General features: G+C 43.7%; 6 protein-coding genes and 1 riboswitch. Of the genes, 4 read left to right on the top strand and 2 right to left on the bottom strand.

Annotated elements, in window-relative coordinates; all coding sequences use genetic code 11:
• Window positions 1–88 precede the first annotated feature (88 nt).
• A riboswitch (cyclic di-GMP riboswitch) is annotated at window positions 89–175 on the top strand.
• A 258-nt stretch (window positions 176–433) separates the two neighbouring features.
• The 4 genes from MHH46_RS31045 to MHH46_RS31030 all read left to right on the top strand — a co-directional run bounded on the left by MHH46_RS31045 (window position 434) and on the right by MHH46_RS31030 (window position 12,943).
• Window positions 434–6,247, top strand: a complete 5,814-nt coding sequence (locus MHH46_RS31045; RefSeq protein WP_076191586.1) for an NPCBM/NEW2 domain-containing protein — start codon at window positions 434–436, stop codon at window positions 6,245–6,247.
• A 244-nt stretch (window positions 6,248–6,491) separates the two neighbouring features.
• Window positions 6,492–7,127, top strand: a complete 636-nt coding sequence (locus tag MHH46_RS31040; RefSeq protein ID WP_076124152.1) for a response regulator transcription factor — start codon at window positions 6,492–6,494, stop codon at window positions 7,125–7,127.
• Between the two features lie 84 nt (window positions 7,128–7,211).
• Window positions 7,212–12,293 carry an AAA family ATPase gene (locus tag MHH46_RS31035; protein WP_076191588.1) on the top strand — a complete coding sequence of 1,694 codons (5,082 nt, stop codon included), beginning with the start codon at window positions 7,212–7,214 and terminating at the stop codon, window positions 12,291–12,293.
• On the top strand, window positions 12,290–12,943 hold the full coding sequence (locus tag MHH46_RS31030; protein WP_076191591.1) for a response regulator transcription factor: 654 nt from the start codon (window positions 12,290–12,292) through the stop codon (window positions 12,941–12,943). The genes MHH46_RS31035 and MHH46_RS31030 overlap by 4 nt, the downstream gene beginning before the upstream one ends.
• Before the next feature lie 12 nt (window positions 12,944–12,955).
• Here the strand turns inward: MHH46_RS31030 and MHH46_RS31025 are convergent, their stop codons facing one another.
• Together MHH46_RS31025 and MHH46_RS31020 are read right to left on the bottom strand one after the other, a co-directional pair.
• Entirely contained in the window at window positions 12,956–13,366 is a 411-nt protein-coding gene (locus tag MHH46_RS31025; RefSeq protein ID WP_076124149.1) for a DUF2752 domain-containing protein, read from the bottom strand.
• Window positions 13,347–13,685: a DUF4234 domain-containing protein gene (locus MHH46_RS31020; protein ID WP_051491231.1), complete on the bottom strand. Its 339-nt coding sequence runs from the start codon at window positions 13,683–13,685 to the stop codon at window positions 13,347–13,349. Before MHH46_RS31020 ends, MHH46_RS31025 begins: the two co-directional genes overlap by 20 nt.
• Window positions 13,686–13,691: the final 6 nt, after the last annotated feature.

The raw sequence follows: 13,691 nt of genomic DNA, 5'->3' as shown, positions 1-13,691 counted from the left end.
AAAAACTAATTGCAATTACCTATACTCATTTCATACCAATTAATCATGCGATCAGATCTAGGCTTATGTTACTCTTTGAATGTATTCGAAACTTCATAGGCAAACCTATGGAAATGTAGGGACGCAAAGCTATAGGGACTAAGGTTATCATAACTATTGTCAGCCAGCTGCCAAAGAGTGCGTAACGCTTTTTGTTAAAATATAAGAAAGTATAAGTTATAAAACTATACTTAATATCTTATATTTCTCGCTTAAACGCTTACCGTCCTTATAAGGACGCCGAAGGCGTTTATGCTTGTTAAGGTTTAATAAAAATTAAGTCTTAATTTTTAGGCGACTTTATACGCAATCAAGCTACTCTTTTGGGGTAGTTTTTTTTGTGCCCATTTTTGGGCACTGGAGAGATTCATATGACATCTGGGGGTAAGAAGAGATGAAGAAAATGATTGCGATCGCTACATCGGCGGCCATGTTGGCCAGTTTTTCGAGTGAGGCAGGTTATGCTTTAGCAAGTGAGGCAAGCAAGGTAAATGTAACAAAAACAGTGGCGCAAAGTAAGGTTAACTTATTAAGCAACGCCTCGGTTATTCCGTTTGAGCTGTACGGCAAGGATGCTCTAAATGCCTATAATGAGGTTTTTAGAATGAATCCAGCAAATATTAAATCCATCACAAATAACGGTGGCAACTACTCAGGCTCGCCTATAGCTAAGGCTATGGATGGGGATATGAGCACGCATTGGGAGACTGGCAAACCGAATAGTTCAACGTTTACGAATGAGGTTGTGTTTGTTTTCAATGAGTCCACTGAATTAAATAGAATGGTATACGCGGCTAGGCAATCCGGTGCGAAAGGTAAAGGTTTTGCTCAAGAATTTGATATCTACGGCTCCACTACCGATGCGGGTGATTTTACGCTCGTGTCTTCTGGAGAATATACAGGCTCAACCGGTGATGTAGTGGAGATTCAGTTCGCACCTACGGCTTTTAAGAGACTTAAATTTGTCTTCAAAAAAGCGAACCAAGATTGGGCGAGTGCGGCTGAGTTTTCTTTTTATAAAGAGGATAGTGTCTCTGCTAAAATGAAAAAATTATTTACAGATGATACCTTGAGCCAAGTTAGTGCTGCCTTTAATACGACAGAGAAATTAACAGCTTTAGAGAATGAAGTGCAGGCACATCCACTGTATGCGCAGTTTAAAGAAGAGATAGAGAATGCAAAGATCCTTTTGAAGAACCATCAGGTAGAGGCAACGGCAGCCAAGGTTTCGAAGCTAAAAGGGTATGGAACAGCCTATGAAAATGCCTATAGCCAAGCTTATAGAATGCCGAATGCAAACGTATCAAAAGTAACGGTGAACGGTGGAAGCTACCCAGGTACGAAGCCTGAATATATGCTGGATGACCAGCCCACTACGCATTGGGAAACGAACAAAAACAATGATGCAAGCTTCACGAATGAAGTCGTGTTTGAACTAGCGCAAGCGGAAGTGCTGGACAGAGTGGCTTTTTTGGCTAGAGATAACCGCAAAGGATTCCCAGAGGCTTTTGAAATCTATGCATCAGAGACGAGTAAAGGAGAGACCTTCCAACTTGTATCTAGCGGAACCGCGATTAGTACCAATGACTTTCTGGAATTTAAATTCGAACCGACGAAGTTTAAAAGATTAAAATTTAAGTTCACAAAAGCTAATATCAACAGACCTTTTGCGGCTGAATTTAGATTTTATACAGAAGATAAAGTAAGCGAAGCTGTAAATGGTATTTTCACAGATGGAACGATGAGTGCGGTTGTGCCTGCTTATAATAGCGTCGAAGCAATCAACGAATTAGAAGAAGCGGCAAAAGTACATCCGCTCTATCCAATCCTGAAAGATTCTTTGGATTTAGCTAAGAGGCTAGTGAATGGTGAAGTTCAAACCGAAGGCACCATCATTGAGGCGGAACAACGTGGAGATATGAAAAAGCATGCGCAGGAAAACCTGAGAATTGGTTTTGGTACGAACAACCAGCCTACAGGTCTCGTTGCAATGCCTGGAGATACGATCAACGTTTATGTGGATGCAGCTTCTAACGATAAGCTACCTTCTTTAGTCTTTTCTCAACAAGAGGCCGCTTGGAATGTTTGGGCTAGAGGTGTGCAATTGCGTCCAGGTAAGAACATTATAACCGTTCCTGAATTTGCTATGAATAGTTATTATGCACATGAAGTGACTAAGGGCGGCACCGTTTATATCGTAAATCCCTATACAGCAGAGGAACAAGGGAAAGCGCCATTGATCCGCTTCGAAGGTTTAGAAAAGATTCCTTTTATGACCAAGACCACGGATCCAGAACAATTCAAAACCTTCTTAATCACATACAAACAAAGACTGGACGAAGATAAAGCGGCTCATCCAAATGTTCAAGATCGTAAACTCATAGATGTGGTAGAACTGGCCAGCGATCATGTTATTTTCACAGGAACGGCGACGGAGGCGTACAACAAATATATTACGCAAGGAAATAACCCGCTGGACACCGTAACTGGGTATGACACCTGGATGAAGAGTATTTTTGCCTTCTATGGCCTGGATGGCAGTAGCGAGATTCATGATGCCAAGCTAATTCGTGAGAATATTCGCTTGATGCAGCCTTATGGTGCGATGTATGCAGCGGGAGATCATACAGGGATCCAACTTGGAACAGTAGGAACCATGTTAGGTGATTTTAACAAAGCTTATCCGGGCTGGGGACTGAATCACGAAATCGGGCATCGCTTGGCTATGGGTGAACGGGAATATGGCGAAGTAACTAATAATATGGTGTCTATGTTTATGTCTGTCGCGGCGAATTCGATAGATAATCGTATACCGTATGAATCAGATATCTATAAATATGTCCTCGAAGAAAACAAAGTGGTTATGAATCAGCAGGGCTTATTTGCACAACTCGGAGCCTATTGGCAGCTGGAGCTGGCACATCCCGGATACTGGACAGAGCTGACCAAGCTATATCGGGAGCGGAAGGTCATCCTTACCAACGGTGACAATTCTAAGCAGCAGTATTTGGTGGAGTTCTCCTCCGAAGTACTGGGATTAGATTTAAGCAGCTATTTTGCCAGACATGGCTTCACTGTGAATCCTGAGACAAAAGCGAAAGTAGCCAAGTATCCGGCACCGCAAAAGTTATGGTATTTAAATAACTCGGTGATTAATTATGAGGGAACTGGAATAGCGGATAAAAATCTGGCCATTAAGGTTAATATCACACCTAACACCACGGCTAGAACGAACACGTTAAGTTTCAGTATAGATAAAGAGCTTAAGCAAGACTTTTTAGGATATGAAGTGTATAGAAATGATGTGTTAGTTGGTTTTACAGGAACTGAGCAATTTGTGGATCAGAATGTAGATGCGAGTATCAACTATACGTACAAGATCGTCGGTTATGATAAAAAGCTGAACCCACTGAAGCCCGTACAGGTTAAAGCCTTTAAGCCAGCCTTGTCTGTTGAAGATCAGCTCACTTTAAAGCTTAATCAAACCTTTGATCCGATGAGCTATGTAAAAGCGGCTAACTATCTAGGAAACGATATTACTGCAGATGTCTCTCTGAAAGCCAATAACGTTGATGTAACGCAAAAAGGCAACTACGAAATTGTATATGAAGTGAAAAGCGAAGGGGTTACGGAAACGAAAACCACACAGGTTACGGTAACGAGCGACTACGCCTATATTTCCGATCTCAATGCCAAGTCAGTCGTTGTAGGCTGGGGTGAATTAAAGAAAGATAAAGCCGTTTCCGGGGGAATCATAACCCTTGTTCGCCAAGGGTTGGCTGCGACGTACGCGAAAGGGATTGGTGTTCATGCCAACTCTGAGGTAGTTTACGATATTGAAGGTAAGGGTTACGACTTCTTTGAAAGCTACATTGGGATTGATCAAGCCATGAAAGGGAAACCTTCCTCGGCTACTTTTGCAGTGTATGTGGATGGAGAACAGAAATTTGAGAGTGATGTTTTCCGGGCAGGAACAGAACATCAATTTGTGAAAATCCCTGTGACTGGCGCAAGAGAGGTGAAGCTGGTTACAACAGATGCTAAGGATGGCAATGCTTCAGACCATACGGTATGGGCGGATGCGAAGTTCTCGAATAATTCAAGCAAACCTACCATTACAGTACCGGAAGAGACAACCTTCGTTAAGCTGAACAGCGAATTTGATGTGTTGAGCGATGTAACAGCTTTTGATACGGAAGATGGTAACTTAATTGGAGCCGTTGAAGTGCATTCAAATGGATTCACATCAAGCAAAACAGGGACTTACAACGTCGAGTTTTCAGTTACAGACTCAGATGGGAACTCCGCTGTGCAGGCCAGAAAGATTGTTGTATACAGCGCTAGTAAATACCTGAGTGATATAGATTGGCAATCGGCAAAAACGGATTATAATGTGGTTCGAAAAGATAAGGCTAGCTCTAACAATCCGATTAAGCTGCTGGTAAATGGCGAGGTCAAAGAGTTCGCTAAGGGCTTAGGAACCCATGCCAGCTCTGAAATCGTGTATAATCTGGCAGGTGCAAACTATGAATATTTTGAAACGTATGTAGGGGTTGATAGAAATATCCCTGAGCAAAGCAACTCCAGTGTAATTTTCAAAATTTTTGCCGATGGGGCAGAGGTTTATAACAGCGGACTGATGAAATTTGGTACAGAAGCCAAGCTTGCGCGGATACCTGTTAAGGATGTAAGTGAATTGAAGCTGGTGTTAGATAATGCAGGTAACGGAAATGCTTCAGATCACGGTGATTTTGCTGATGCGAAGTTTATGATCTTGAACAATACACCAGAGCTTACCATACCTAAATCTGTCTCAACCAAAGTGGGCCAAGCGATTGATATCAGTGAAAGCTATTCGGCAATGGATTCGGAAGACGGTGACTTGACGGCTCAAGTGAAGGTCACAGGCCAAGAGCAAGTTAAATTCAACCGGGCCGGAAAGTATCCAATCACTTACACAGTAACAGATAGTGATGGAAATACGACCACGAAGATTAGAACTATAGCCGTAGTAGACATGACGGACTTTACGTACCTGACGGATTACGACTGGAATTCTACTCAGAACAGCTATACTGCACCTTTGAAGGATAAATCTATTAGTGCAAATACGCTGAGATTAACAGATGAGAACAATCAGGTAGTGTCCTATGAAAGAGGAATTGGAGCGCACTCTAATTCGACGATTGTATACAATCTAAGCGACAAAAACGCGGACTATTTCACTTCCTATGTAGGTGTAGATAGACAAATGTACGGTTCTGTTGGTTCGGTGAGCTTTGAGGTGTTTGTCGATGGAGAGAAGAAATTCGATAGTGGGGTCATGGGTTCGAGAGATCCGCAGAAATTCATCGAATTGGATATTAATGAAGCAAAAGAACTGAAATTAGTCGTCACAGACGGGGGAAATGGCAACGGATCTGACCATGCTGCATGGGGTGGAGCCAAACTACATTTCGCGAATGGAGATCACTTATTCACTAGAGATCTCGAACAGGCGATTGCAGCGGCTAAAGCAATTTCTCTAGAAGGCTTCACACCTGAGAGCATCGCGGCATTTACGTCCAGCCTCTCGATAGCAGAGACAGTGTTGGCTAACTCTTCTGTTACGCAAAGTGAAGTAGACGAAGCTGTAGCAGCGTTGCAACAAGCAACCGAAGGTTTGGTCCAAATAGATCTTACGCAAGTAATTACTGTGGCGGACCCGTATTTAAGTGCTTCGATCAAGACTACATTGGGCGTAACTGGAGAATTAACATTAGGTGATATGTATAACCTTACAACGTTAACTAGCGAAACCAGAAGAGCCGGATCCTTGGAAGGTTTGCAGTACGCGAAGAACCTAGAGACACTTGATATTACTGGAAATGAAATTACAGATTTCTCCCCATTACAAGGATTAACTAAACTAACGAGCTTATTGGCCGACCCACAAATGGTAGAGGTAGGAGAATTTAAGGGACCTGTAGTTGAAGTGGCCAATCTGGTGAAAGGGCTCGATGGCAGCAAAGTGATCCCTAATTCGGCTGGAGTAAGAAACACTAGAACATCTAAAGAAATTGTGTTTGATATGAAGGAATGGGCTGCTAATCCGGATGTGTTCACTATTGACCTATCAAACGAGGAGAAAGGAACTTACATGCTGGGGTTAACTTACCAAGTCGCAGGTAATCTCGTGCAAATCATTTCTTTTATTGATAATAATTAAATTCCCAAGAAAGCAGGCGGATTGTGGTCTCTATAACCATGGTTCGCCAGTTTTTAAATGAGGGGTTTTTATGTAAAAATATCCATTTTGTCATATGACAAAAGAAATGACAACGCTCACTATAAGCGGTGTAGTCTTTTAACTATACTTAATCAGAAATGCGCCAAATTTAAATGAATACTCCAATTGAAGCTTTTTATACAAAGAAGTAAATAATGTATGCGGTTTAGAGGGAGGTGTTTCTGTGAAAATCATCATTGTAGATGATCATCCTTTAGTTAGAAGAGGGCTGGCATCTGTCATTGCAATGCAATCGGATATGCAATTTGCCGGTGAAGCTACGAATGGTCCGGAAGCACTTGATGTGATTGAAGAGACAAAGCCAGACATTGTCCTCATTGATCTTAAACTTGCTGATGAATCAGGACTGGATGTCATTAAGATAGCACGTACCCGCGGCATTGTTAGTAAATTCATACTGTTGACTTCCTCTGCGAGCAGAGAGGATTTTTTGAGGGCTGAAGAAGTATTGGTAGACGGATATGTTCTGAAAGAGGCACTGCCGGAGGAATTACTGTTTGCTATCCAGTTGGTGTACAAAGGGAGAAAATATTATGATCCTGGTCTAATGGAAGAAAAGATGCGAATGAGCGCCAGCAGTCCAACAGATGAATTGACACCAAAAGAGAAGGAAGTCCTGATTCAGCTTGGACAAGGTGCTTGCAATAGAGTGATTGCCACACGTCTTTTTATCAGTGAATTTACGGTGAAGAAGCATGTCAGTCAGATTTTAGCGAAGCTGCAGGTTACTGACCGGACACAGGCGGCATTGTGCGCAAACGCGATAGGATTAACGAAATATGAAATGTCTTATGAGTAGAACGGCAAGATCAGATGTTATAATGGCTTTAACTACTTTGCGAGATTGAGTATTCTGTCTAATTGTAATTAGGGAGTGCTGTTGATGTTTGAATTGCCAGGATACCAAACCTTAGATCTGATAGATAATACCGCAGATATCAGGTTATACAGACTCCTACGTCAAGAGGACGGCCTGAGGGTTATCGCTAAGACAACAATAGGAGAATACCCGGGAGCTGCCATGGTCGATGCTTTTCGTCATGAGTATGACATGCTTAAGCGACTTTGCGGTCGTGGTGCAATAGAGCCGTACAGTTTGGAAATTATGGCGGACCGACCAGTCCTTCTCTTAAAAGATATAGAGGGGAGTACCCTTGGGCAGATCCTGCGTATGCCTGTTAATTCACTGGGTCTTCCAGCGCTGCTTCGAATCGCTACAGCTATTGCTGATTGTCTTATGCAAATTCATCGTGAAAAAATAACACTAAATGAACTAACCCCCGCTCATCTAATCGTAAATCCCATTACTTTTGAAGTGAAATTTATTGATATAAGAATGTGTTCTACCGAAAACACCACGAGTCCTTTGTCACCGTTAAGCGGTCGGCCCGATGTTCTGCTTCCTTATATAGCTCCAGAACAAACGGGACGAACTGGAGTCAAACCGGATTACCGTTCTGACTTTTATTCGCTGGGGATCATCCTGTATGAATGTCTCTCGGGCAGCCGCCCCTTTGAGCTGCATGATGTTGTTGATATTGTATATCGTCATCTTGCAGATACACCTGAGCCTCTGCACCGCAGGTTCCCCACTATCCCTCTATCGGTCTCTGATATTGTTGGTAAATGCATGGAGAAAATGCCTGAAGCGAGGTATGCCAGCGCGTTCGGCATTAAATCGGATCTTGAGGAATGTCTATCCCGTCTAGAAGAATCCGGGCATATTGAGCCTTTTCCACTAGGAAGCTGGGATATCCCAGAGCGCTGGATGGTATCAGGACGCTTCTATGGAAGACATCTTGAGCAACAAAGCTTAAGAGAAGCACTGCAACGAGCATCACAAGGTGCCGTAGAGACGGTTTGGATTAGCGGGGAGAGTGGTATCGGCAAAACAACCTTTCTGAAGGAGACCCTTACAAATACAGTCTCTTTGGATGGTTTCTTCGCCAGAGGCAAATTCGAATCCCGACATACCTCACTCCCTTATGGCATCTGGCATCAAGTCATAGAAGAGTTGGTTAGTCAGCTGCTGATGGAAACAAAGTTGCAGGTGGAGGTTTGGAGGCTGCGTATTCTACAAGCAGTGGACAATTACGGTCAGTTGCTGATCGATTTTGTTCCTAAGCTTGAACTCTTGATTGGCCTTCAACCCTCCGTGCCTCCACTGCCACCGCTGGAAGCTCAGCATCGCTTTCAATTAATCATGAGCCGATTTATTCAACTCTTTCCTCATGAGGATCATCCTTTGATCTTGGTATTGGATAATTTGCAATGGGCTGATGATACGTCGCTGCAATATCTCACTTCGCTTATAGAGGATACAGCAACGACTCATCTGCTAATCGTGCTTTCCTATCGCAATCGGGAGATTACAAGGCTGCACCCGCTCAGTAGGCTGGAAAAACATCTGATTGACCGCAACGTAGCGATGAGCAGAATTTCTTTACAAGCGCTTGAACTCACCGATTTAAAACAACTGCTACTTGATGTTATGCGTTACGAGGCAGCTGACTTGGACGAGCTGGCGCGCGTGCTGCTTCATAAGACAGATGGAAACCCGTTATTTATTAAGCAATTCCTTCAAGATTTGATAGATGATCAGCGAGTGGAATTTGATGAGAATATTCGAAGCTGGAAATGGGATCTCCAGCGTATTACTGAATTGAATGTACCCGATAACGTAGCTTCATACCTTTCAAGTAAATTGCAGCAATTTCCTGAACAGACGGTATATGCACTTAGCAGAGCCGCATTTATAGGCAGCCTATTTGATTTACGTACACTTGCTGATATTACGGAGACACCGATAGAGACATTGAACGATGCGTTGGCGGTTGCTGTACATGGGCGCTTGTTGCAGCCCGTTAACGGGGAGGAATATCCGCATTATAAGTTCCAGCACAACCGCATTCATCAGGCAGCATATACTTTTATTTCCGAAGAGGAGCGTTCCGAGCTGCATTGGAGGATTGGTCTGTTATTGCTAGGCCGAGGCCCGCTTAGTGAAGGAACGACTCTATTCGAAGCTGTCCATCATTTGAATCAGGCACTTACATGGTTAGACCGCCCTGAAGAGAGGCTTCAACTAGTAGAGCTGAACTTACAGGCAGGGATAAAAGCGAAGCAAACAACCGCACATGAGACAGCCTTGCAATATATGCTTCAGGCAACGTCATTATTAGAGGAGCAGAGCTGGGAGGCGCATTATGGGCTGACCTTCCGGGTATTCCGTGAGAGGGCGGAGCTCGAATATTTATGTTCCCATTTTGATACGGCTAATGAATTATTCCATCTGTTAATTGATAAAGCTACGACAAATATGGATAAGGCTTACGTCTACGTAATGAAGGTGCAGTTGGAAGCAAGTAATGATAACCATGAAGAGGTGATCTCCTTAGGCCAGCATACCTTATCGTTACTGAAAGTGAAGCATCAATTTGATCCTGGTTATGCTCAATTGACGCTTCAATGGTTACGATTGCGGCATAGACTCAAGAAGGTCTCACTCGAATCGCTTACTCTTTTACCTCCAATGACTGATGAAGCACGTAGAATCGCAATGTCTACTTTAGATCATTCAAGCAATGCTTGCTTTTACGTCAATCGAGAAGGGTGGCTTGCTTCTTCCTTCACCATGATTGAATTAACGCTTGATTATGGGATGACTCCGGAGGCTTCCATTGGATTCATAGGTTATGCAATGTTTCAATATTATTACTTCCGTAATGATGAAGAGACATTCAAATGGGCCATGCTGGCGTTCAGCTTATCCGAACCCTATCCGAAACAGCACATGACAACCTTAGCCGCGTTCGCCATGTGCTACGATAGCTGGCGGCATTATGATCCTGCTATGCTCCATACGTTTACCGAGAAAGCTGGTAAAGTAGGACTGGAATCAGGTGACTTATGGAAGGGCAACCAGAATGTGTTGATCAACTGTGCCTCCCTTTTGCAATTTGGTCATCCTCTCGGCGATATCTATGAGCGATTAATTACTCATTCCGGTGATTTGCTGCGCCATAACAACAGTCTTCATTGTAAGCAGGCTATTGTAGCAGCGGCCATTCTTGTTCGCTTGACAGGTTATCGCTCTATAGATGATCCCTTTCCCATCGCGGAGATTAGCGAGCCTGCTTTTGCACAGTCGGTTCATGGGGACACCTTTGATTTTATACAAGAAATGGTCTGGATCTATCAATATTTGACGGGCTATGTATTTGGGGAATACCGAGAAGCCAGTGAGGCATTAGCCAAATCAGCGGCCATTATAAAATCACGCGAAGATGGCCTAGACAGTCCCATGCAGATCATGTATGAATGTTTAGTCTGGGCTCAGTTGTATGAGGAATATAACGCTGAAGAGCAACGTACATATCGGGCAAAAATGCGTAAATGCTTGAAGAAAATGAAAAAGCTTGCCAGGCGTTGTCCGGGGAATTATCAGCATAAATATCTGTTAATGAAGGCTGAGTTAACTCGTCTATCGCGAGATCCCCGCCAAGCTGAAGCATTGTATGAGCAATCCATTGAGAACGCTCGGATCCACGGTCATATTCACGATTTAGCGATGGCAGCGGAATGTTATGGTAAATACGGGCTTCGTCATGGCAAAATGCATCTGGCAAGAATCTATATGACTGAGGCCTATGAGGCTTATCTGCAATGGGGCGCAAAGGCTAAAGCGGCTGACCTGGAGCAGCAGCATCGCCATTTGCTGCATATTAAACGAGAGCCCGGGCTCGATCGTGTGGATTCCCTTTCTGTGGTAATGTCTGCCCAAGCATTATCCGGCGAAATGGAGATGAGCCGATTATTGGCCACGCTGATGCGAATCATGCTCCACAATGCTGGGGCAGAATATGGGGCTGTTATTTTTGATCATGACGGCAAATGGATGGTGGAAGCTTATGGGACCTCAGAAGCCCAGCATATCGAATCTGTTCCACTTGGGGAAGAATCGGGGTTGGTCCCGGCAGCGATTATAGCTTACGCGGCAAGAACACAAGAACAGGTTGTATTACATGATGCACTCAGTGAAGGAATATTTACACGTAATACTTACGTTAGGAATAATAGACTGAAATCGGTTCTATGTCTCCCCATCATGAATCAGAATAAATTGGTTTGCCTGCTCTATTTAGAGAATAATCTATCGCCGGGTGTATTTACTCCAAGCAGACTCGATGTGCTCAAGCTGCTTGGTTCACAATGCGCAATCTCAATCGCTAATGCCAAGCTGTATTCGGGAATCCAATATCTCAAAAAAAATCTGGAGGATCAGGTGGTAGAAAGAACTCGTAGCCTGGAGCGTTCGATGCGTGAAACATCTGCGGCGTTGGCCGAAGCTACTGTTTTTGAGGAACGCAATCGTATTGCCCAAGAGATTCATGATATTGTCGGGCATACCCTGACATCGACGATTCTGCAGATTGAAGCTGGCAAGCGGCTGCTTCAGAAGAAGGAGATAGACAGCGGCTTTCAGCGTCTGGCTGAGGCCCAGGATCTTGTGCGGCATAGCTTGAATGAAATCCGCGGCTCTGTCCATATGCTGAAAGAGGACAGGTATTCTGATCTAACCGTGATGCTGAAGCAGTTGATTCGAGATACAGAACGCAATGCAGGCGTTGTTGTTCATGCAGTTATTTATGATCTGCCGGAAGCCATGTCAACAGCCTATAAAAAGGCAATCTATCATGCTTTGCAGGAGGGCTTAACTAATGGGATCAGACATGGGAAGAGTGTGGAGTTCCATTTTAGTCTGGAGTCTGTTGGAGCGAACTTGCAGTTTAGACTCAAGGATTGTGGGCTAGGGATGAGTCCAATCGTGATGGGATTTGGACTTAGGACGATGAAGGAACGGGTTGAGCAGCTGGGAGGCAGCTTATCCATCGATTCAGAAATGGATGAAGGCTGTTTACTGGAGATTGATCTGCCCATGCGAAGGGTTGTGGATAGAACATGAGTAAAATAAAAATTGTAATTGCCGATGATCAATTGTTGACGCGGGAAGGACTTCGCACCATTTTGGATCTGGAAGATGATATGGAAGTGGTTGGTGCTGCCAAGAATGGAGAAGAAGCTTGCGAGATGGTTGAGGCATTCCAGCCTGATCTGGTGCTGCTCGATATTCAAATGCCAGTTATGGATGGCCTTAGCGCCTTGAAACGAATAAAGCAGATTCGCCCGAACATCTTCATTCTGATTCTGACTACTTTTATAGAGACTGATTATATTGTAGAGGGAATGGCCTACGGAGCAAGCGGTTATATGCTGAAGGACATGGATGCAGATAAAATGATCGCTTCGATTCATGATACGTTATCCGGGCAATTTATTCTGCCAGCTCCGGTAGCAGCCAAACTGGCATCGAGGATGAACAGGTTAACAGAGGACTATGAACACTGGCAAAGATCGGGTCTGGATCGTATCAGTCTGACAGAACGGGAAGAGGAGCTGGCACAGCTCATTATCCGGGGACTGAACAACCGTGAAATCGCCGATACATTACATATTGCGGAAGGTACGGCGCGCAATTATATTAGCAATCTTTACAGCAAATTAGAAGTGGTTGATCGGGCCCAAGCAATTGTGCGACTGCAGGCTATTTTGTAATAATTGTTGCTGTTAACGAATTACTGTCGGGGCCAAATATTCAAACAGCGGGAGATTCCTCAGTATTCCAAATGTAACGGTCAGAATCAACATTATAGCCATAATTGCCTGGCTAAGAGGCCGGATTTGCTTCTTATTAGTAATCCAATACAACATATACAGAGGTGCTAAAATAAACAGCAACGGGTTAAATCTAAACGCTTGAATAACGTCGAACTTCAGCAAGGAAAGAATAACTCTTGTGACTCCACATCCGGGGCAATACAATCCAGTCCATTCATGAAATGGACAAGGGATACTAATATTGGTTAAGGGTATCCATGCTTTGAGATATACTACGCCGACGAGACTTAAGGACACACCCCAAAATAGTTTAGGATGTGTCCTTTTATAAATCGTAAACTTATACCAGTTTATTAACATCGGATTGTACCAAGGCATACGTGACAATACCCAGGCCAAAGAGTGTCAGGATCACATAAAGCACTGAATTATCTGACGGGTATTGGCCGCGCTGTCTTTGAGCTTCAGCAATATGTTTACCTACCTGATAGGCCCAAATGAAGCTCCAGATCCCGCACGTAACCAACGTTAGAAGGAAATGTTTTCCTCCTGTAAATGTATAGTCTCCACTCAGTTCGCCTACCTCATTGGTTAGAACAATAAACCAATAGATTGTATAGAGCCCACATGTAATTAATGACAAAATAATGGCGAATGCAACACTTCTGCGACTAATCATTACTCA

Origin of the sequence: Paenibacillus sp. FSL H8-0175 (assembly GCF_045040615.1) — a bacterium.
Taxonomy (GTDB): Bacteria; Bacillota; Bacilli; order Paenibacillales; family Paenibacillaceae; genus Paenibacillus_AQ; species Paenibacillus_AQ odorifer.
Note: the sequence above shows the minus strand (reverse complement) of the source record. Positions and strands in the feature narration are given on the sequence as shown.

Coding starts and splice junctions, on each gene's coding strand:
- MHH46_RS31020 (WP_051491231.1), bottom strand. CDS start 13,685: ATGATTAGTCGCAGAAGTGTTGCATTCGCCATTATTTTGTCATTAATT.
- MHH46_RS31025 (WP_076124149.1), bottom strand. CDS start 13,366: ATGTTAATAAACTGGTATAAGTTTACGATTTATAAAAGGACACATCCT.
- MHH46_RS31030 (WP_076191591.1), top strand. CDS start 12,290: ATGAGTAAAATAAAAATTGTAATTGCCGATGATCAATTGTTGACGCGG.
- MHH46_RS31045 (WP_076191586.1), top strand. CDS start 434: ATGAAGAAAATGATTGCGATCGCTACATCGGCGGCCATGTTGGCCAGT.
- MHH46_RS31035 (WP_076191588.1), top strand. CDS start 7,212: ATGTTTGAATTGCCAGGATACCAAACCTTAGATCTGATAGATAATACC.